The organism is Ramlibacter sp., assembly GCF_035627355.1.
GTDB lineage: Bacteria > Pseudomonadota > Gammaproteobacteria > Burkholderiales > Burkholderiaceae_C > Ramlibacter.
On sequence record NZ_DASPLW010000054.1, the window covers coordinates 31,396 to 50,832 of the forward strand.

Annotated in this window: 16 protein-coding genes; 6 read left to right on the forward strand and 10 right to left on the reverse strand. The window is 72.3% G+C overall.

Annotation, left to right across the window (positions count from 1 at the left end):
• Positions 1-47: 47 nt before the first annotated feature.
• From epsL to VEC03_RS13850, 6 genes are all read left to right on the forward strand, one after another.
• Positions 48-1,373 (forward strand): XrtB/PEP-CTERM-associated polysaccharide biosynthesis outer membrane protein EpsL, encoded by a 1,326-nt coding sequence (gene epsL, locus VEC03_RS13825; protein WP_324916080.1) that lies wholly within the window; start codon positions 48-50, stop codon positions 1,371-1,373.
• Between the two features lie 43 nt (positions 1,374-1,416).
• Positions 1,417-2,277 carry a polysaccharide export protein EpsE gene (epsE, locus tag VEC03_RS13830; protein ID WP_324916082.1) on the forward strand — a complete coding sequence of 287 codons (861 nt, stop codon included), beginning with the start codon at positions 1,417-1,419 and terminating at the stop codon, positions 2,275-2,277.
• A 26-nt stretch (positions 2,278-2,303) separates the two neighbouring features.
• Entirely contained in the window at positions 2,304-3,707 is a 1,404-nt protein-coding gene (gene epsF, locus VEC03_RS13835; RefSeq protein ID WP_324916083.1) for a chain length determinant protein EpsF, read from the forward strand.
• Positions 3,704-4,609 carry a chain length determinant protein tyrosine kinase EpsG gene (gene epsG / locus VEC03_RS13840; RefSeq protein ID WP_324916084.1) on the forward strand — a complete coding sequence of 302 codons (906 nt, stop codon included), beginning with the start codon at positions 3,704-3,706 and terminating at the stop codon, positions 4,607-4,609. The genes epsF and epsG overlap by 4 nt, the downstream gene beginning before the upstream one ends.
• Complete coding sequence (locus tag VEC03_RS13845) at positions 4,609-5,394, forward strand: WecB/TagA/CpsF family glycosyltransferase (RefSeq protein WP_324916086.1); 786 nt, start codon at positions 4,609-4,611, stop codon at positions 5,392-5,394. Before epsG ends, VEC03_RS13845 begins: the two co-directional genes overlap by 1 nt.
• Before the next feature lie 231 nt (positions 5,395-5,625).
• Positions 5,626-7,047 carry a hydroxysqualene dehydroxylase gene (locus VEC03_RS13850; RefSeq protein ID WP_324916087.1) on the forward strand — a complete coding sequence of 474 codons (1,422 nt, stop codon included), beginning with the start codon at positions 5,626-5,628 and terminating at the stop codon, positions 7,045-7,047.
• Between the two features lie 76 nt (positions 7,048-7,123).
• Here VEC03_RS13850 and VEC03_RS13855 read toward each other — a convergent pair whose 3' ends face one another.
• The 10 genes from VEC03_RS13855 to VEC03_RS13900 all read right to left on the reverse strand — a co-directional run bounded on the left by VEC03_RS13855 (position 7,124) and on the right by VEC03_RS13900 (position 19,309).
• Complete coding sequence (locus VEC03_RS13855; RefSeq protein WP_324916088.1) at positions 7,124-8,455, reverse strand: glycosyl hydrolase family 8; 1,332 nt, start codon at positions 8,453-8,455, stop codon at positions 7,124-7,126.
• Positions 8,456-9,028: 573 nt separating this feature from the next.
• Positions 9,029-10,075, reverse strand: a complete 1,047-nt coding sequence (locus VEC03_RS13860) for a GNAT family N-acetyltransferase (RefSeq protein ID WP_324916090.1) — start codon at positions 10,073-10,075, stop codon at positions 9,029-9,031.
• Between the two features lie 52 nt (positions 10,076-10,127).
• Positions 10,128-11,135, reverse strand: a complete 1,008-nt coding sequence (locus tag VEC03_RS13865; RefSeq protein WP_324916092.1) for an NAD-dependent epimerase/dehydratase family protein — start codon at positions 11,133-11,135, stop codon at positions 10,128-10,130.
• Entirely contained in the window at positions 11,132-12,817 is a 1,686-nt protein-coding gene (locus tag VEC03_RS13870) for a GMC family oxidoreductase (RefSeq protein ID WP_324916093.1), read from the reverse strand. The genes VEC03_RS13865 and VEC03_RS13870 overlap by 4 nt, the downstream gene beginning before the upstream one ends.
• Positions 12,814-13,998 (reverse strand): glycosyltransferase family 4 protein, encoded by a 1,185-nt coding sequence (locus tag VEC03_RS13875; protein WP_324916095.1) that lies wholly within the window; start codon positions 13,996-13,998, stop codon positions 12,814-12,816. The genes VEC03_RS13870 and VEC03_RS13875 overlap by 4 nt, the downstream gene beginning before the upstream one ends.
• 8 nt (positions 13,999-14,006) lie before the next feature.
• Complete coding sequence (locus tag VEC03_RS13880) at positions 14,007-15,062, reverse strand: glycosyltransferase family 2 protein (protein ID WP_324916097.1); 1,056 nt, start codon at positions 15,060-15,062, stop codon at positions 14,007-14,009.
• A complete protein-coding gene (locus VEC03_RS13885) occupies positions 15,059-16,027 on the reverse strand; it encodes a glycosyltransferase family 2 protein (RefSeq protein WP_324916099.1) in 969 nt (322 codons plus the stop codon). The genes VEC03_RS13880 and VEC03_RS13885 overlap by 4 nt, the downstream gene beginning before the upstream one ends.
• On the reverse strand, positions 16,024-17,463 hold the full coding sequence (locus VEC03_RS13890) for an O-antigen ligase family protein (protein WP_324916100.1): 1,440 nt from the start codon (positions 17,461-17,463) through the stop codon (positions 16,024-16,026). Before VEC03_RS13890 ends, VEC03_RS13885 begins: the two co-directional genes overlap by 4 nt.
• On the reverse strand, positions 17,460-18,956 hold the full coding sequence (locus VEC03_RS13895; RefSeq protein ID WP_324916102.1) for an oligosaccharide flippase family protein: 1,497 nt from the start codon (positions 18,954-18,956) through the stop codon (positions 17,460-17,462). The genes VEC03_RS13890 and VEC03_RS13895 overlap by 4 nt, the downstream gene beginning before the upstream one ends.
• Positions 18,953-19,309, reverse strand: a complete 357-nt coding sequence (locus VEC03_RS13900; protein ID WP_324916104.1) for a hypothetical protein — start codon at positions 19,307-19,309, stop codon at positions 18,953-18,955. Before VEC03_RS13900 ends, VEC03_RS13895 begins: the two co-directional genes overlap by 4 nt.
• Between the last annotated feature and the right edge of the window lie 128 nt (positions 19,310-19,437).

Below are 19,437 nucleotides of genomic sequence, written 5' to 3' on the forward strand. Positions count from 1 at the left end.
ACCATGCGACTGTGTGCGTGCCGGGCGTTCTTCGTGAGAGAACACCAATGAAGAAACCCTCCCTCCGGCCCGTGCTGACCGCCGTGGCGGCGGCCACGTGCCTGCTGCCGATGGCATTGCAGGCCCAGACCACACTCCAGGCGCCCGGCGGACGGCTGGGCGAGTCCGCCGCCCAACCGGCCGGACAGTCCATGGGAACGCCGATGGGCGAGTCCATGGCGGTACCCATGGTCGTTCCCATGTCGCCCGCCCAGGCCATCTCGCAGCCGTACTCGCCCGTGTCCTCGGGCGCCGACCAGCGCGAGGGCATCCAGTTCCGCGCCATGGCCGGCGTCGAGCGCGACGACAACGTGCTGCGCACCAATGGCGGCGAGATCAGCGACACCATCACCGGGCTCGGCCTGGGCCTGCGCTACCAGAAGCGCGTGAGCCGCCAGCAGTTCGTGGTGGATGCCGAAGTCAACCACTTCAACTTCGACAAGATCGGGGTCGACTACAACACGCTGAACTACTCGGCCGCCTGGCAGTGGGCAGCCGGCGAGCGCTTCGAGGGCATCCTCAGCGCCGACCGCCGCCAGTTCCGCGACGTCACCTCCAACGGCGTGGCCGCCGGCATCGACCGCCGCACCGAGCGCAACGAGCTGTTCGAGGGCGGCTACAAGCTGGGCGCCTCCTGGCGCGTGCTGGGCGGCCTGCAGCACAACGCCAGCCGCAGCAGCGACCCGGCCGCCTGGGACGCCAACCTGAGCCAGAACAGCGTGCGCGTCGGCGTGGCCTACGAGCCGGCCACCGGCTCCAGCCTGGCCCTGCGCTTCCGCCGCGGCGACGGCGACTACGACAACGCGCCGGTGGCCAGCGACTTCGACGACAACGAGATCGAGGCGTCCATGCGCTGGATCGTGTCGCCCAAGACCCGGGTGGACGCCCGCCTCGGACACCTGGAGCGCGAGCACTCGGGCGCCCCGACCCGCGACTTCAGCGGCGTGGTCGGCTCGGTCGGCGTGAACTGGGACATCACCGGCAAGACCTCGCTGACCGCCGGCTATGCGCGTGACCTGGGCAGCTACCTGTTCGGCACCGGCGGCCACCTGTCCAGCGACCGCTGGTTCGTCGGCCCGACCTGGCGCGCGACCGACCTGATCACGGTCAACCTGCGCTACGAGCACGAGACCCGCCACTGGGAAGACGTGACCGGCAGCCTCGACGTGGGCCGCAAGGACAAGTTCAACGTGGGCACCCTGGGCGTCGAGTGGGCGGTCCGCCGCTCCGTGACCCTGGGCGCGCAGTACCGCCACGAGCGGCGCTCGTCGTCGCTGCCCGTTTTCAACTACCGCGCCAACGTGATCGGATTGACGGCCAAGCTGACGATCTGACGCGGCCGCGCGGGCAACCGCAGGCTTTGAAAGGGAGAGAGAGATGAACAGCGTGTTCCGAAACCTGGGCGGGCTGCTATTGGCAGCCGGGTTGGCCCTGGCGGCCCAGGCCGCCGGGCCGTCCCCCCGCGGGGCGGCCGCGCCGGCCGCCGGGGCCACCGCCGACAAGGGCGCCCCGAGCGACTACCAGCTCGGACCCGGCGACCAGATCCGGGTGCAGGTCTACCAGAATCCCGACCTCTCGATCGAAGCCCGCGTGTCCGAACAGGGCACCATCAACTACCCGCTGGTGGGATCCGTCAACCTGGGCGGCTCCACCATCGCGGAGGCCGAGGCCAAGATCGCCTCGGCCCTGCGCAACGGCCAGTTCCTCAAGCGGCCGCAGGTCAACATCGTGCTGCTGGAGGTGCGCGGCAACCAGGTGGCGGTGCTCGGGCAGGTGCAGAAGCCCGGCCGCTTCCCGCTGCAGACCACCAACACCCGCGTGAGCGACCTGCTGGCGGCCGCCGGGGGCATCACCCCGATGGGCGACGACACGCTGATCGTCACCGGCACCCGCGCCGGCAAGCCCTTCCGCAAGGTGATCGACATCCCGGCGCTGTTCCTCAACCAGCGCGGCCAGGACGACATCCAGGTGCAGGGCGGCGACACCCTGTACGTGGCCAAGGCCCCGGTCTACTACATCTACGGCGAGGCCCAGCGGCCCGGTCCCTACCGCATCGAGCGCGGCATGACGGTGCAGCAGGCCGTCGCACAAGGGGGCGGACCCACCCCGCGCGGCAGCCTGAGCCGGCTGCGCCTGACCCGCACGGGCCCCGACGGCAAGCAAGTCGAGAGCGACGCCAAGCTCAGCGACCCGGTGCTGCCGAACGACGTGATCTACGTGCGCGAAAGCCTTTTCTGATCCCGAGGACCGAGGAAAGGCCCGCCATGAACCTGTACCAGTTCCTGTCCATCCTGCGTGCCCGCCGCACGATGGCCTTCGTGATCTTCCTGTCGACCATCGCACTGGCCCTGGCCTGGGTGATGCTGCGGCCGAAGAACTACACCGCGCACGCGCCCATCCTGGTCGACCTGCGCGCCAACGACCCGCTCGCCCAGCCCAACTACCAGAGCATCGTCCCGCAGTCCTACATGGCGACGCAGATGGACATCGTGCGCAGCACGCGCGTGGCCGAACAGGTGGTGCAGGCGATCGGCCTGGACAAGGACCCCAAGGCCGCCCAGGAGTGGAAGGAAGCCGGCGGCGCCGGCACGCTCACCGCCTGGCTGGCCAACGAGCTGAAGGCCAACCTCGAGGTCAAGCCGGCGCGCGAGAGCAATATCATCAACATCTCCTACACCGCGTCGACCCCGGCCGAGGCCGCGAAGATCGCCAACGCCTTCTCGCAGGCCTACCTGGACACGGCGCTGGACATCAAGACCGACCCGGCCAAGAAGTACTCCAGCTGGTTCGAGGAGCAGCTCACGTTCGCCCGCGACCGGCTCGAGAAGGCTCAGGGCGCGCTCACCGCCTACCAGCAGCGCACCGGCGTGATCAGCGCCGACGGCGTGGACATGGAGACGCAGCGGCTGAACGAGCTGTCGTCCCAGCTGACCCTGGTGCAGGGGCAGCTCACCGACGTCGCCAACAAGCGCGCGGCCTCGGCCGCCAGCATCTCCGAGGCGATGAACAGCCCGTTGATCAACACGCTCAAGGCCGACATCGCCCGGCAGGAGGCGCGCATCCAGGAGGCCAGCGCCAACCTCGGCTCGCGCCACCCGCAGATGATCCGCATGCAGGACGAGCTCAATGCCATGCGCTCGCGCCTGCGCAGCGAGACCGCCAGCATCGGCAGCGCCATCGACACCGCCTACCAGGTGGGCCGCGCCCGCGAGAAGGAACTGAAGGAAGCCGTGGCCGCCCAGCGCGCCCGCGTGATGCAGTTCAACCGCCACCGCGACGAGCTCAACGTGCTGCGGCGCGACCTCGACGCCGCGCAGCGCGCCTACGAGCAGGTGAGCGAACGCGCCTCGCAGTCCAAGCTGCAGGCCCTGACCAACCAGACCAACATCCAGCGGCTGGCCACCGCCGTGGAGCCGCTCAAGCCCACCGGGCCGGGCGCGCGCCTGGCGCTGGCGCTGGCCGCCCTGGCCGGGGCGCTGCTGGCGATCGCCGGCTCGGTGCTGGTCGAACTGCTCAACCGGCGCGTGCGCTCCGTCGACGACCTGTCGATGGCGACCAACCTGCCGATCCTGGCGACGGTGCCGGCGCACGCCGGGCGCGAGTCGCTGCGGCAGCTCGCCAATGCGCCCATCCGCCCGGCGCTGGCCTACCGTGGGAGCCCCGCATGAACAGCCAGATCCTCCCCCTGCACCGCGAGCTCGATCTCATCGGTCCCGCTGCGCGCGAGCCCGTGCTGCCCATCGGCCACCTGCTGGTGGACGCCGGTCGGCTGACCCACGACGAGGCCGAGCGCATCCACGACTACCAGCAGAAGGTCGGCCTGCCGTTCGGCGAGGCGGGCATCTCCATGGGCCTGCTGACCGACGAGGACGTCCGGCACGCGCTCGCGCTGCAGTTCGGCCACGCCACGATCTCGCCCGATGCCGGCCTGGGCAAGGACCTGATCGCCGCCTACGAACCGGACAGCCCCGCGGTGGAGCACCTGCGCAGCCTGCGCGCGCAGCTCACGCTGCGCTGGTTCGACAACGAGGTCGAGCAGCAGTCGGCGCTGGCCATCGTCAGCCCAGGCCACGGCGAGGGCCGCAGCTACATCACCGCCAACCTCGCGGTGCTGTTCGCGCAGATGGGCAAGCGCACGCTGGTGATCGATGCCGACCTGCGCAAGCCGCGCCAGCATCGCATCTTCGGCCTGCCCGGCAAGGTCGGCCTGTCGGCGCTGCTGGCCGGCCGCGCGGGCGCCGAGGTGATGTGCGACATCAAGCCGCTGCCCGGCCTGACGGTGCTGCCCGCGGGCGTGCTGCCGCCCAACCCGCAGGAGTTGCTGTCGCGTCCGCAGTTCCAGCGCCTGATCCACTCGCTGCGCGGCATGTACGAGGTGATCCTGGTGGACACGCCGGCGGCGTCCTCCTGGGCCGACGCCAGCACCGTCGCGGCGCGCTCGGGCGCGGCGCTGATGGTGACCTGCCGCGACCGCAGTTCCATGCCGCGCGTGATCAAGCTGTCGGAGGATCTGCGCGAATTCGGCGTAACGGTCGTGGGCGCCGTTCTCAACGGGGCAGGAGCGGTGTGATGGCCGCTCTGCCGTCCCCCAGCCGGGACTGGCAGATGCGCTGGTACCAGCTGGTGCGCTCGATGGCCCGGGTGCAGACCCCGGGCGGGGAGGAGCAGTTGCTGGACTGGCTGCTGCGTCCCGGCGAGTCGCGCGTGCTGGCCTTCGTCAACGCGCACGCCTTCAACCTGGCGGCCGAGTCCGAGCCCTTCTACCGCTCGCTCATCTCGGCCGACGTCGTGGTGCGCGACGGCATCGGCGTGCAGCTGCTGATGCGGCTGCTCAACCAGCCGCCGGGGCAGAACCTCAATGGCACGGACCTGATCCCGCGCCTGCTGGAACGCGCCAACGGGCTGGGCATCGCCCTGTTCGGCACGCGCGAGCCCTGGCTCACGCGGGCGCAGCAGGTGGTGCGCGAGCGGCTGGCGCCCGACAGCGCCTGCGTCACCTTGAACGGCTTCCTGCCGCTGGACGCCTACATCCGGCTCGCGGCCCAGTCCCGCCCGCGCGTGATCGTGCTGGGCATGGGCATGCCGCGCCAGGAGGAGGTGGCGATCGCCTTGCGCGGCGCACTGGGCGGGCCCTGCCTGATCGTGTGCGGCGGCGCCATCCTCGACTTCCTGGGCGGCAAGGCCACGCGCGCCCCGCTGTGGATGCGACGTGCGGGCCTCGAGTGGGCCTTCCGCCTGGTCTGCGAGCCGCGCCGCCTGTGGCATCGCTACGTGCACGGCAACCCCCTGTTCCTGCGCCGCGCCTGGGCCATGGTGCAACGCTCCATCCGCCGCGGCTGGCCGGCAGCGGCTTGAGCGCCGGCTTCGCCTTCCGCGCAACGACGGTTCGCCATCCGGGCGATGGCAAGTGCCCCGTCATCCCCGCGAAGGCGGGGATCCAGTGCGTCCGCTCCGGCAGGCCGCCATCCTCATCAACCCCCGCTGACACTCGCCGTCGCCGCTGAGGCAGCCCATGGCCGCAACGAGTCGTTACGCTGCCTTCATGGACCAGCCTGCGGCCATCGCCTGCGCACCGGGAGCACGCGCATGAACGCCGACGCCCTCGTCGTCGGCGCCGGCGTTGCCGGCCTGCGCTGCGCACTGGCGCTGGCCGATGCCGGGATGAAGGTCGTGGTGCTCGAGGCGGCGCCTCATGCCGGCGGACGCGCGGCCAGCTGGCCGGACGAGACCACCGGCGTGCAGGTCGATACCGGCCCGCAGGTGCTCAGCTCGGAACACCGCAACTTCATCGCGATGCTGAAGCGCCTGGGCACCGCCGAGCAGGTGCTGTGGCAGCGGCGCCCGCTGCTCACGCTGGCCGATGCCCGCGGTCCGCTGCGCGTGACCAGTCCGCGGCTGCCGCCGCCGCTGCACGGCCTGCCGATGCTGCCGCGCGCCCTCAGCCACCTGTCGCTGCGCGACGGACTGTCGCATCGCGCCATCGCCTGGCGCGCCGCGCGGCTGGACGAGCGCGGCCTGCGTGATCTGGATGTCGACGACGCCCTGGCCTACCTGCGCGAGATGGGCGTGACGCCGGCGGCGATCGAGTGGTTCTGGCGCACGGCGGTGCTGGCGCTGCTGAACGTGCCGCTGGAGCAGTGTTCGGCGGCGTCCATGATGCGGGTGTTCCGCCTGCTGCTCGGGCGCAGCGGCTGGCACCTGGGCTTTCCGCGGCTGGCGCTGTCGCAGCTGTTCGTACCCGGCTGCTGCCGCGCGGTGATGCGATCCGGCGGGCAGGTGCTGTTCGGCGCCCGCGTGCGGCGGCTGCGCCTGGTCGGCGGCCGCTTCGCCGGGGTGGACCTCGACGACGGCCACTCGGTGACGGCGGCGCATGGCGTACTGGCGCTGCCGCCGCAGGCGCTGGCCGCGGTGGCCGGCGCGAGCGACGAGCCCCTGCTCGAACCACTGGCCCGGGTCGCGAGCTACTTCCGTCCCAGCCCCTGCATCAGCACCTACCTGTGGTTCGACCGTCCCGTCACGGACGAGCGGCTGTGGGCGCGCGTGTGGACGCGGCAGGGGCTGAACATCGCGTTCCACGACCTGTCCAACATCCGGCCTTCGCTGGCCGGGCGTGGCGCCCTGGTCGGCGCCAGCGCGGTCGGGCCGATGGCGCGCGAGGACTGGGACGATGCGCGCATCGTGGAGCACACCACGCAGGAGGTACGGGAGTTCGCGCCCGCGGCCTGCGAGGCGCGGGTGATGCATGCCCGCGTCCAGCGCCTGCCCATGGCCATCCCGCAGCCGCGTCCCGGCATCGAGGCGCTGCGCCCCGGCGCGGCCACCCAGGCCCAGGGCCTGTGGATCGCGGGCGACTGGACCGACACCGCGCTGCCGTTCTCGCTGGAAAGCGCGACGCGCTCCGGCGCGCTGGCGGCCGAAGCGCTGCTGGCGGCCGCCGGCCGCCAGGTGAGTTTGTCGCTGGAAGCGCCGGATACCCGCGGCCTGGTGCGCTGGTTCCGGGCGGCCTGAGGTCCGGGCGACCAGCCCGTGCCGCCGCTGCCCACGTCGCCGGGCGGCGGGGCAGGCGGCGCAGGGGGCTGCGGCCTTACGGGTTCCACCAGTTGCCGGAGGCCACGATCATCGGGATCAGCTGCAGCTCCGAGTCGTAGTAGTCGGTGGTGAAGTTGTTGGCGTTCCAGTTCCACAGGTTGTCGAGGAAGCCCTGGAAGCGCGGATCCACCATCGCGCCGCACAGCATGGGACCGATCATCCCTTCGGGCGAGTAGCTGCGGTCGATCGCGGAGCCGTCCAGCCGGTAGCCGGCCGCGATGCGCGAGCCGTCCCCGCCGCAGTCGCGCTCGACGAAGCCGACCAGCTTGTTGCAGACGTCGCGCCAGCGGCCGTCGCCCGAGGTCACGTAGTCGGTGCCCCAGCGCCACGGGTTGCGCTGCGCGTTGGCGTAGTAGAAGCCCTCGGTGTCCACGAAGTCGCCGTAGCCGCCCGGCGAGGGGATCGGGTTGGGGCTGTCCGTGTGGATGATGAAGTCGGGCATCAGGCCGCAGTTGGGCGAGTACACCGTCTGCATGCGGTCGATCAGCTCGTAGGAGCGGTCGATCGCGCGGTCCCACAGGGCATCGCCGGTCGCGCGCTTGAAGGCGCGGAAGTGCCCGGTCATGTAGTCGGAGGTGCGGCTGACGTGCGGCGTGGCCATGCCCTTGGTCGTGCCGTCCTCCTTCATGTTCCACGCCTTCATGGCGTTGATGGTGTCGACCGCTTCCTGCTTGTAGTTCCAGGCGCCGGTGTCCGAGCCCCACTGGCGGTCGGCCATCAGCAGCGCCATCGCGATGTCCAGGTCGCCGTCCATGGCGTTCCAGCCGCCGCCGGCGGCGTCGGTGGACGAGCCGTCGATGGTCAGGCGCCAGTCCAGCAGCCAGCGGCCCACGTCCGGGATGCTGTAGGCCGGGCGGGCACGCACCGTGGTGAGCAGGCCGTCGAACAGGGCGCGGGCGCCGGAATCATGGCCGGCCATCAGCACCGCGATCAGCATGCCGTAGCCCATGCCCTCGGACACGGTGAGGTAGGCGGTGGAGTTGCCGAAGCGCACCGCCTTGCCGCCGCGCACGGTCGGCACGTCGGTGATGGCGCGCGCCTTCCAGGCGTCGTACGCGCGGCGGACCGCCGCATCCATCTGCTCCGCGGCGGCGGACGGCAGGATGCCGGCCACGTAGGCGTCCAGGCGCGAACCGAAGGGATAGGAGTCCGGACCGTCCACCGCGGGGCGGGTGGTGCTGGCGCTGGTGCCGCCGACCGTGTCGCTGCCCACGCCGGTCGCGAGGTTGCCGACGCCGTCCGCGCCACCGCCACCGCCGCCACAGGCCGCCAGGGCCAGCGCGACAGCGGAAGCGGAACCGGATCGAAGGAAGAGTCGTCTTTGCATGTTCTTCAACTTGTTGAGTAAGAGCGGCCCGGGCCGGCAGCGGTACTGCCGCGCTCCCTTGACCAGGTTGAAAGAGCTGCCGGGGGGAGCCTGCCCGTCCGGTGCCGCGGCATCCGCGGGCAGGGGTCCGGTACGGCTGTGGTTGGTGCTCACCTCAGCGAGAAGCCCGGACTGTAGTAGGAGGCGTCCGACAAAACGGGCGGACGCCGGCCTACAAAAGTAACGAATCCGGGCCACGGTTGGGTTGGCCCTGGCGCGGCCGTAACAGGCTTTTCAGCGGCCTTGGCGGGACCTGTTCATGCGAACAGGGAAACGGCTGAGCGTGGTGCGCGTGCTGGCTCTGCGGAGCGGCGGACCAAGGGTTTGCCCGGGGTGCCGGCTCGGCCGGATCGGGGCGGTGCGGCTAGCTCGTCAAATCGGGTTACGTCAACTTCGGCAGCGAAAGTTACGTTTGCTAGCGGTTCCCGGACTGTCATGCTGCCTCCGCGGGGATGACGCCACCAGCGGGGATGACGTGCCGCGGGATGGCGGCGCCGCGGGGGATGGCGGCACCTCCCGGATGACGCTACCCGCTCAGGACGACGTCCGCGACAGGTGCCTCAGGAGCGGCCGCGCGGGTGCGGCCAGCGGGGAGGTGCGCACCCAGGCGCCCAGCTGCTTCTTCACGCGGCGCGCGTAGGTGACCGGCGTGGGACGGCTGATGCAGCCTTCCAGCAGCGGCCAGCTGCAATCGGCGAAGCTGAGCTTGTACGGCTCGTCGCCCTTGCCCAGGTCCAGCAGCGTGTGCCCCTCCGCAGCCGCGGCGCGCGCGACTTCCAGCAGCAGCAGCGAGCCGGGGGAGTACAGCGAGTGGGCCTGGCTGTAGACCGGGAACCACCAGTGCCACACCTGCGGCGTGTGCATGCCGAAGTGCGCCGCCACCAGCGTCTCGCCGGCATGCAGGGTGGACAGGCAGCCGGCGAAGTCCTCGTCGTCGGTGTCCCGCACCCGCTGCACCAGCGCGCGCGTCCAGTTCCAGGCGAAATAGTCGAGCTGTCCGGTGCGCCGGCACTGCTCCGACTTCAGCCGGATCACTTCCTCGAAGGCGGCCGCATCGCGGCTGTGCAGCTCGAAGCGCAGCGGGCCGCATTCGCGCTCCAGCTTGCGCAGCTTGCGCGGCAGCTTGCCCAGCGTGTTGCCGCTCGCCAGCTTGCCGCGGTGCCAGGCATCGAAGCCGCGCGACAGGTCCAGCCCGGGCGAGCTGGCGCAGGTCACGGGCGTCGCCGGTCGCTGCCAGGCCGCCAGGTGGTCGAACTGCCAGAACGACAGCCGGCAGCGCCGCAGCAGTTCGTTCCAGTCCCACTCGGTGCCCGGTGCGGCGATCACCCCGTGGTGGTCCGACAGCCGCCCGCCGGCCGGTCCGCCCGCGCCCATCCGGTGCTGGAACGGAAAGAAGCCGATCACCTTGCCCTCGTCCTCGAGGATCGCGACCCGCACGTCCGGCCGCGCGGCGGCGGCCGCCTGCGTGAACTGCCACGAGAAGCAGGGGCTGGCCAGGGTGGGGCTGGCCAGCTGCAGGGCGCGCCAGCGCGCGCGCTCCGGCGGACCCAGCTCGTGCGGTCGAATCACGGAAACCTTCATCCTTCTGCTCTCTCCCAGTGCGCGGCGGCGCCGGTGCGCGCCGTCCGCCTGCTCAACCCGCGGTCGCCGCGGCCCGGGCGCTCACCCGGGCCAGGCTCTCCTGTTCGACGAACCAGGCGGCGGCCTCCTGCAGCGCGGCCGGGTAGGGCGTCCAGTCCATGCGCAATTCGCGCGTGGCGGCCCGCGGATCCAGCCGCAGGTGGCGCTGCCACAGGCCCACGAGGCCCGGTGTGATCGGCTCGGGCACGCGCCGCCCGCCGCGGCCCAGCCGTTGCAGCCCCTTGCGCAGCAAGTACAGGGCCGGGCCGGCCAGCCGCGCGTCCAGCTGCAGCCGCCGCGGCGACAGCCGCCGCACGGGCGTGGCCTCGATCGCCAGCGCCAGGTCGATGAAGTACTCGTTCCAGCGCGGGCTGTCGGGCCCGGCCAAGTTGAAGGTGCGCACCTCGCCGCGTCCCAGCGGCAACTCGAGCGCGCGCAGCGCGGCCACGCAGACGTCGTCCACGTGCACCAGGTTGGACCAGCCGTCCCCCGCGATTCCCAGGTCGCCCAGCCGGCCGGCGCGCAGCCAGCGACCCATGCGCCCCACCCACAGTTCGCTTTCCGCGCCCCACACGCAGCCCGGGCGCAGCACCACGGCCTGGCCGCCGCCGTGGGCGAAGGCCGCCACGTGCTGCTCGGCCGCGCGCTTGGCCTTGTCGTACCAGCCGAGCAGCGGGCCCGGCGGGACCCGTTCGTGGACGCAGCCCTCGACGGCGCCATAGACCGACATGCTGCTCAGGTGGACCAGGCGCCGGCAGCGGGTCGTTGCACGGGCCGTGTCGGCCAGCACGCGCGCGCCCTCGGCGATGGCCGCGCCGTCGCCGGCCACGCAGTTGACCACCGCATCCACGTCGTGCAGCGCGGCCTGCAGGGCGCTGCGGTCGCGGGTGTCGATCCGCAGCTGCCCCGGTGCCGGTTTGGTGCGCGGCGAGGCACTGGTCGCCTCGATCCCGGCGCCGCGCAGCATCGCCACCAGGTTCGAGCCGATGTAGCCGCGGCCGCCCAGCACCAGCACCTTCATGCGAACACCTCCTCGGCCGCGGCCCGGCGCGGCTGAAGGCGGCGGGCCAGCCGGTCGGCCAGCCGCAGCGACAGCGCGACGATGGTCAGCGTCGGGTTGGCCTGGCTCGAGGTGGGGAACACCGCGCTGCCGGCCACGTAGAGGTTGTCCACCCCGTGCAGCTTGCAGTCGGCATCCACCACGCTGGTGCGCGGATCGGTGCCCATGCGGGCCGTGCCGATGTGGTGGCCGCCATAGGCGCCGTAGCGCATCAGGTCCTGCTCCAGCGTCGCGGGGTCGTACTCGAAGCGGCCGACGCCGGTGCGCGCCAGTTCGGCCGCCACCAGGTCCAGCGTGCGCGCGATCGATTCGATGTCGCCGCGGCCGTAGCGCCAGTCCACCCGCAGCCGGCGCATGCCCAGCGCGTCCACCGACGGCGTCAGCTGCACCCGGCTGCCGGCCATCGGCTGCTGCTCGCCCTGCACCTCCAGGCTGAAGCGGTTGCTGCGGTTGCGCAGGATGACCGAGGGGAACTTGCGCTGCGCCAGCGTGCGGTGGCGCAGCCAGTGGGCCAGGAAGGCGGCCGTGTCGCCCGGATCGCGGACGACGTTCAGCACGTGCCGCAGCCACTCCTGGGCGGTCAGCGGCCGGGTGTCGCGCAGCCGCTTGCCGTATTCGTAGCTGATCAGCCCCTTGGCCAGCAGCAGACCCGACAGCACGCCGCTGCGGTGCGCCGGGTCGGTGATCTTGGGGAAGTGCAGGCGCGCCACCGCGTTGAGCAGCCCGTGCCGGCGCTGCTGCTCCGCCGCGATCGTGATGCGGCGCCGGCAGTACACGCCGTCGGCCGCCATCTCGTAGCCGTGGCGCACGTTGGCGGTGGTGCCGAACACGGTCAGCGTGCCCACGTTGCCGGCGATGTGGCACTGGTAGTAGCGGCCCACCACGTCGTGCGCGTTGCCCACGCCGCGCGGCGAGACGTCGTCCGAGTGCAGCAGCAGCCGCGCGGTCTCCAGCCCGCCGGTGGCCAGCACCACCGCGCGCGCCGCCACCTGGAAGCGGTTGCCGGCCAGCGTGGCGACGTCCAGCGCGCGCACGCTGTCGCCGTCGGGCTCCAGCCGGATCGCGGTGCAGTGCGCGCCGGCCAGCACCCGCACGTCCGGCGCCACCTCCAGCCGCTTGCGGTAGCGCACGCCGAAGTCGGTGGGGCAGGAGAAGCGCTCCAGCCCCTCGGTGCGCACGATGTCGCTGTCGAACTCGGCGAACAGCGGCGGCACCCCGGGCAGCGCGGTGCGCGCGTCGTACGCGAAGCGGCCGGCCTCGGCCCAGGTGTTGGCCCGCGCGTAATAGGGCAGCAGGCCCTCGTAGGAGATCGGCCAGCCGCTGTCGGGCACCCAGGGCCGGGCCTCGAAATCGATCGGGTCGAAGGGCATGCAGCGGCCGCCCCACAGGCTGGTGGAGCCGCCCAGTCCGCGCAGGCGGTAGCGGTGCAGCGGGCTGTGCAGGCGCTCGTCGGCCACCTCACCCTCGTAGTGCGCCTGGGCCTTGCCGTCGCGCGTGCGCTCGCCGGCCTCCAGCAGCAGGACCGACAGGCCCCTGCCCGACAGCGACAGCGCCAGCGGGATGCCGGCCGCGCCGGCCCCGACCACGCAGACGTCGGCGGCCAGCACGGTGCCGCGCGGCACGGCGTTGGCGCTCTCGATCACGGCCGCGCTCCTTCGGCCGCTGCCGGCGGCTGCGGATGCGCGCTCAGCCCGAACTGGCGCTGGTGGATGCGGGCCACGCCGGCGGCAAAGCGCGCCAGCGAGAAATGCGCCTCGTGCAAAGCGCGGCCGTTGCGCTCCAGCTGCTCGCGCAGCTCGTGTGTCGTCAGCACCTGGGCCAGCCCGCGCGCGATGCTGGCCGGGTCGCCCGGATCCACGAAGCAGGCGTCGCGCTGGTGGGCCAGCACGTGCGGGATCTCGCCCACCGGGGTGCAGACCACCGCCACGCCATGCGCCAGCGCCTCGAGGATGGCCAGCGGCAGGCCTTCGTCGTAGGAGGGCAGCACCAGCGCATCGGCATCGGCCAGCAGCTCGCCGAGCTGCTCCTGGTCGGCCCAGCCGAAGAAGCGGACCTTGTGCGAGACGCGCAGGCGGGCGGCCTGCGCCGCGTAGCCCGCGATGTCGCCGCCGCCGGCCAGCGTCAGCTGCAGCGGCACGTCGGCCAGCGCCGGCTGGGCCAGCGCCTGCAGCAGGTCGCTCACGCCCTTGCGCTCGGACAGGTTGCCGACGAACAGCACCTGCGCTTCGTGCCGGCCGCGGGCGCGGCGGCGCGGCGCGGCCGGCTCGGGCACACCGTTGATCACCACCTCGACCTTGTGGGCCGGCACGCCCAGGTCGTCGGTGACGAAACCCGCCGACACCTTGCCCAGCACCACGCAGGCCCTGGGCAGCGAGAAGATCCAGCGCACCAGCGCGCGCACCGGGCGCGGGAAGCGCGCGTAGCTGTGGTGCAGCTGCGCGGCATGCAGGTGCAGCACCGTGGGGACGCCCAGCGCCCGGCAGGCCACCAGCACGATGGACTCGCGCACGAAGTCCAGCCGCTCGGCCATGTTGACGTGCACCCCCGCCAGCCGGCCGCCCAGGCGGGCCCGGACCAGCCGCCCGACCGCGCGCAACACCTGCAGCATCGACGCGGCGGCGCTGCCGCTCCCGCGCGTGTCCAGCGGCCGCAGCACCGGCCCGCCTTCGCCCGCCGCCTGCGACTGGATCAGGTAGTCGGCGACCTTGAACATGCCGCCGCCCACCGGCGTCCACGGCACGGCGATGTAGATGAAGCGCCCGTCCCGGGCGTCGTTCGCTGCTGCGGAGGGAGATGCCAGGTCGAGGGTGGGGGAGTTGTCCATCGGCCGCGTCATGAGCACAGTTCCTGGCCACGGCGGGGCGCGGCCTGCGGGTCCTTGATCACGATGCTGGGGATCAGCGCCTGCGGCGGCTGGCGCCGCGCCAGCAGGCCGCGCAGCACGCCCGCGGCATGCACGTTCCAGGACACCACCGAGTACAGCGCCCGCGCCAGCGAGCGCTTGCGCCAGGCCATGGCCGCCAGCGGCGCCAGCAGCAGCGCCAGGAAGGCGGCCGCGGCTGCGCTGCCCGGAATCGGCCACAGCGGCACGCTGGCCAGCACCAGCCACCAGGCGATCACCGCGAGGTACAGGCGCAGTTCGCGCAGCCCGCGCAGCACGCCGCCGGCCCGGTGCTGGGCCAGCCCGGCGCGCAGCACTTCGCCGGCGCCGCAGGCATAGCGCGTGCGCCAGCGGCGCAGCAGCAGGCGGTAGGGCGGCGCGTCGTGGCCGTAGTGGGTGACGGCGTCGATCGGCAGACGCCACAGCTTCCAGCCGCGCGCGCGCAGCCGCAGGGCGAGGTCGAACTCCTCGTAGCTGTGCAGGTTGCGGTCGGAGAACCAGCCGGCCTCCTCGATCGCGCGGCGCCGGTACAGGCCGCCGCCGTCCAGCCGGTCGACCGGGCCGGGCCGCCGGTGCGCCTCGGCGCGCTGGCTGCGCTCGCCGCGTTCGCGGTATTCCAGGCTCTCGGTATTGAGCTCCACCACGCGTCCGGACACGCCCGCGACTTCCGGATGCTGGGCGAGGAAGGACAGGGCCTGCTCCAGGAAGCCGGGCACCAGCTTCATGTCGCCGTCCATGATCAGCACGTACTCGCCCTCGCAGTGCTGCCAGCCGAGCTGCGGCCCGGCGCCGCAGCTGCGGTCCTGCGCCCGCGCGAGCTGCACGATGCGGATCGGGTAGCGGCTGGCCGCCGCCACCGTGCCGTCGGTGGAGGCCGAGTCGGCCAGCACCACCTCGCCGCCCACGCCGTCCAGCGCCGCCAGCCCGCTCTCGACGGCGTCGGCGATGCTGGCCTCCTCGTTGAGCGCCTTGATGACGATGGAGACGGGGCAGGGTCGCCGGTTCATTGCGCAGGGCCCTCCCGCGAGAACACCTCGGCGCTGCGCAGGCGCCAGCGCTGCCAGTTGTCGGCCACGCTGGTGGGCATGAACAGGGCCATCAGCAGCGTGAGCTGCCAGCGGGTGGTTAGCGCCACGCTGCGCGCGTCGACCAGGAAGCGAAGGGCGGCGCGCCGGTTGCCCGCGCTGAGCGCCTCGCGCGCCAGCGTCACTTCCTGCTGGCCCACGAACCACAGCGCCGACTTGCGGTGCCGCGCCGGGATCCGGCCGGCGCGTGCGTCGGCGCGCATGCGCTGCAGGAACATCGGCAGGGTGAGCACGGGGTGGCGTGCGGACAGGCTGTCGGGCAGCACGCGCGTGGCGGCGAACGGCGCGTTGACGATGGCCACCAGCGACTGGTCGGCGACGCGGAACCACAGGTCCAGGTCCTCGCCGTAGTGGTCGCCCTCGGCGAAGCACGGCTGCATGGCCTGCAGCCGCTTGGCGCGGATCGCCACGCTGCTGGAGCAGAACGGCGAGGTGCGCATCCAGCGCTGGCGCAGGTCGTCCACCACCTCGACCTCGTAGAAGTCGTCGGTTACCGCCCAGGGGTCCGGGTCGGCGCCCATGAGGTGCGGCACCTTGCGGAAGCCGGCGCCCAGCATGTCGGCCTCCGGGCAGGCCTCGTGCGCCTGCGCCAGGGCGGCCAGCATCTCGGGGTGGTACCAGTCGTCGGCGTCGAGCAGGGCGATCCAGTCGCCGGTCGCTTCCGCGATGCCGCGGTTGCGGGCGGCCGACACGCCGGCGTTGGCCTGCCGGATCAGCTGAACCCGGGGGTCGGCGATGCTCTCCACGGCGGCGGCACTGCCGTCGGTGGAGCCATCGTCCACCACCACCACCTCGTGCGGCGGCAGCGTCTGCGCCAGCACCGACCGGACGGCGCTGTGGACATAGCGGGCCTTGTTGTACAGGGGGATGACGACGGAAAACTTCATGGGGGCGCGGTCCTGAGGGTCGGTTCGATGGGCGCGGCGGGCACCACACGGGTCGGGATGCGGGCGGCGGCGCCGGACGCGACGGCGACGATGAGGAGGAAGTGCGCCATCACGTGGCTGCCGTAGTCGATCAGGATCAGCGGCACTTCGCTGATCGACAGCAGGGCGTGGTTCACGTACAGGGCCAGGCTCAGCCCGCCGGTGGCGCGCGCGTAGCGGAACGCCATCACCGTGAGCACCAGGGCGTACAGGACGAGGCCGGTGGCGCCTATGGTCCCGGAGCGGGCCAGCGTGTCCAGCAGCTGGTTGTGCGCGTGGGTCGCCTGGGGCATGCCGATGGATTCGCGGAAGTCCGCGTCCCACAGCGACAGGCCGTAGCCGAACACCGGCTGGCGCGCCCACTCCTCCATCGCCACCACCCAGATGCGGTCGCGGCCGGTCAGCGAGGCCAGCTGGGCGCCCTCGCGGGTGTCGAAGAAGTCGGCGATCACCGAGGGCAGGTCGAACACCAGCACCGCCACCAGCACCGCCAGCACCGCCGCGATCACGGCCAGGCACAGGCCGACGCCGAAGGAGCTGGCGCGCGGGTCGCCGGCCCGGTGCATGGCATCGGGCGCGCGCCGCACCGCGAGCAGGCAGATGGCGCTGAGCAGGAAGCACACCCACGCCGTCTTGGACTGGGCCAGGAACAGCGCGGCCAGCCCGATCGCCCAGCAGGCCAGGTTGGTCCAGCGGTTGCCGGTCGGCCGCGCCCACAGGATCACCAGCGCGGTCTGCGCCAGCATGCCCATGCCCACCGGGTGGGTCGCCAGCCCGCCGAAGCGCGGCACGCCCGGCAGCAGGCCCTGCGAGTACGAGGTGTCCAGCACCAGCGTCGGCCAGATGGGGATGAGCGCCAGCCCGGCCAGCGTGAAGATGAACAGCGCGTTGCGCGTGACGGCGAAGATGCGTTCGCGGTCCATCTGGCCGGCGAGCGTGCAGGCCAGGCCCAGCGCCAGCGGGTACAGGTACTCGTGCGACAGGCCGGGGTGGCCGCTGAACACGGCCGGCGAGGCCACCGTCGTCAGCCAGTAGAACAGGAAGGTCCACGTCAGCATCGGCGCCGGCACCGGCTTGCGCTGCAGGAAGTGGCTGACGATGCGCTCCAGCGACGCCGCGAGCAGCAGCAGCGAGACACCGCGCTGCACCCAGGCCAGCAGCGCCGGCCGGCTCGCCTCCTCGATCGCCTGCACCTGCGCCTGCAGCACCAGGAACAGCTGCGTGAGGTCGCGGCCGGACAGCAGCACTTCCATCGCGGTGAGCACCAGCATCGCGGGGAAGATCAGGAACAGCAGCCCGTCCCGCGAGAGCCGGAACGGCTCGGTCCGGTGCCGCTCGCGCGCGGTGACGGTCGTGGCCTCGGCGGCCGGGCGGCGCAGGGGCGGTTGTCGGTTCATGGATGGACCTCCGGCCCGGTGGCGGCCCAGCGCGGCCCCGGCAGCAGCCGGGACACCACGCCGCGCGCCTCGGGGCCCAGCACCTGCGGACGGATGAAGACGAGGACAGACAGCACCAGCGCACCCGCGATGGCGCCGCCCAGCAGGGTCAGCAGCGGATGCCCCAGCGGCAGGGCCGCCGCGCGACCGGCCAGCACCGCGGCGCCGGCCAGCACGCCCAGCGCGAGGCCGCGCAGCGCGAACGGCAGCAGCTCGCGCCAGCGCACGTCCAGGGCGCCCATGCCGGTGGCGACCACGACGCCGGCGCGGGCGAAGATGACCACGGCCGACGCCAGCACCACCGCGTGCAGGCCGCCGTGCTGCGACAGCAGCCACCAGGCCGGCACCGCCAGCACCAGCAGCGGGAACTGCAGCGCCGCCTCCATGTGCTTGCGCCCGGTGTTCCACAGTACCGGCGTCGAGAGTCCCAGCGCGGCCCAGGCGGGCACGCACAGGAACATCACGGCCATCACCCAGCCGGCGTCCAGCCAGGCCGTGCCGTACAGCACGCGCACCAGGTCGCCGGCCAGCAGCGACATCATCACTGCCAGCGGGGTGAGCATGACCAGCACGCAGGCGAGCACCGTGCGCCACGCCGCCGCCAGTTCCCGGGGTTCGTCCTGCAGGCGCGCGCCGGCCGCCAGGAAGGTCGGCTGCATGGCGCTGACCAGCAGCACGTTGGGGATGGACGCGATGTTGTAGGCCACGCCGTACAGGCCGACCGCATGCGTGTTGAGCACGCGGCCGATCACGATGCGGTCCAGGTTGGCGAGCAGCCAGTTGACGATGTTGGTGAGGAACACCGTGCGCCCGGTGTCCAGCGTGTCACCGCCGAGCGGATGGCGCAGCAGCGGCCGCACGGAATGGGGCCGGGCGGCGAAGCTGGCCGCCAGCACCACCGCGGCCTGCACCACGCACGCGGCCGCCAGCGACTGCGCGCCGTGACCCTGCAGGGCCATCGGCAGGCCGACCACCAGGTAGCCGGCGGCGTAGCTGCCCATCTGGATCAGGCCCAGCACCCGGAAGTTGAGGTCGCGTTGCAGCAGGCAGGTCGAGGGCCCGGCCAGCGCCATCAGCAGGCAGGCGGCGGACAGCCAGTGCACCATGCGCTCGATGCGCGGGTCGGCGAAGTACGAGGCGAGCCAGCCGGCGCTGGCGTACATGGCGGCCGAACCCACCACGCCGGCGATGACCTGCCAGGTGAACGCGAAGCGGATGTCGTCCGCGTTCACGTCCTTCTGCAGCATGAGGATGTAGCTGAAGGCGTTGCCGGACAGGAAGGCGGCGAACGTCAGCACGACCAGGCCGATGCCGTACACGCCGTAGTTGCCGGGTCCCAGCAGGCGCGCCAGCAGCACCTGCGCGACGAACTGCAGCATGAAGCGGCCCGCGGTGGTGAGCGCGCTCCACTTGAACGCGCGCTCGGCGAGCGATCGGAGCGCGCTGGCCGTCATCGCTGGTCCGCACCCCAACGCCGCAGCACGATGCCGGCCATCAGGGCCAATGCTGCAAGCAGCATGCCCTCGGTCGACTGGCGTTCGGGCTGCGCTTGCGTTTCGGGGGCGGGGGCCGCGTCGTCGTGCAGCGCCGCCACGACGATGGGCGCCTGGTCGGGGCCGCGGTGCCCGGGAGCCGCCTTGGCCAGCTTGACCTCCACCATGGCGGGCGGCGCGATGCCGCCGGTCACCGGCTTGCCTGCCGCCGCTTCACCGGCCCACGCCGGCTGCAAGGCCATGCAGAGCACGATCGCGGGAAGTAGCCTGTCCATCTCGTTGTCCTGCCATCCGTCTTTGCGGACGATTCTCAAACAACCCCCCTCTTCGATGGGGCGATGCAGCCATGGGGGTCATGGCTCTTTCAGGCTATTTCAAGAGTGACGCGCGTGATGCGCCGGCGGATGGCTTGCAAGCACGCCGTGCGGGCGAACGGACCGTG

Coding starts and splice junctions, on each gene's coding strand:
- epsL (WP_324916080.1), top strand. CDS start 48: ATGAAGAAACCCTCCCTCCGGCCCGTGCTGACCGCCGTGGCGGCGGCC.
- epsE (WP_324916082.1), top strand. CDS start 1,417: ATGAACAGCGTGTTCCGAAACCTGGGCGGGCTGCTATTGGCAGCCGGG.
- VEC03_RS13860 (WP_324916090.1), bottom strand. CDS start 10,075: ATGAAGGTTTCCGTGATTCGACCGCACGAGCTGGGTCCGCCGGAGCGC.
- VEC03_RS13890 (WP_324916100.1), bottom strand. CDS start 17,463: ATGAACCGACAACCGCCCCTGCGCCGCCCGGCCGCCGAGGCCACGACC.
- epsF (WP_324916083.1), top strand. CDS start 2,304: ATGAACCTGTACCAGTTCCTGTCCATCCTGCGTGCCCGCCGCACGATG.
- VEC03_RS13855 (WP_324916088.1), bottom strand. CDS start 8,455: ATGCAAAGACGACTCTTCCTTCGATCCGGTTCCGCTTCCGCTGTCGCG.
- VEC03_RS13865 (WP_324916092.1), bottom strand. CDS start 11,135: ATGAAGGTGCTGGTGCTGGGCGGCCGCGGCTACATCGGCTCGAACCTG.
- VEC03_RS13875 (WP_324916095.1), bottom strand. CDS start 13,998: ATGGACAACTCCCCCACCCTCGACCTGGCATCTCCCTCCGCAGCAGCG.
- VEC03_RS13845 (WP_324916086.1), top strand. CDS start 4,609: ATGGCCGCTCTGCCGTCCCCCAGCCGGGACTGGCAGATGCGCTGGTAC.
- VEC03_RS13885 (WP_324916099.1), bottom strand. CDS start 16,027: ATGAAGTTTTCCGTCGTCATCCCCCTGTACAACAAGGCCCGCTATGTC.
- VEC03_RS13895 (WP_324916102.1), bottom strand. CDS start 18,956: ATGACGGCCAGCGCGCTCCGATCGCTCGCCGAGCGCGCGTTCAAGTGG.
- epsG (WP_324916084.1), top strand. CDS start 3,704: ATGAACAGCCAGATCCTCCCCCTGCACCGCGAGCTCGATCTCATCGGT.
- VEC03_RS13880 (WP_324916097.1), bottom strand. CDS start 15,062: ATGAACCGGCGACCCTGCCCCGTCTCCATCGTCATCAAGGCGCTCAAC.
- VEC03_RS13850 (WP_324916087.1), top strand. CDS start 5,626: ATGAACGCCGACGCCCTCGTCGTCGGCGCCGGCGTTGCCGGCCTGCGC.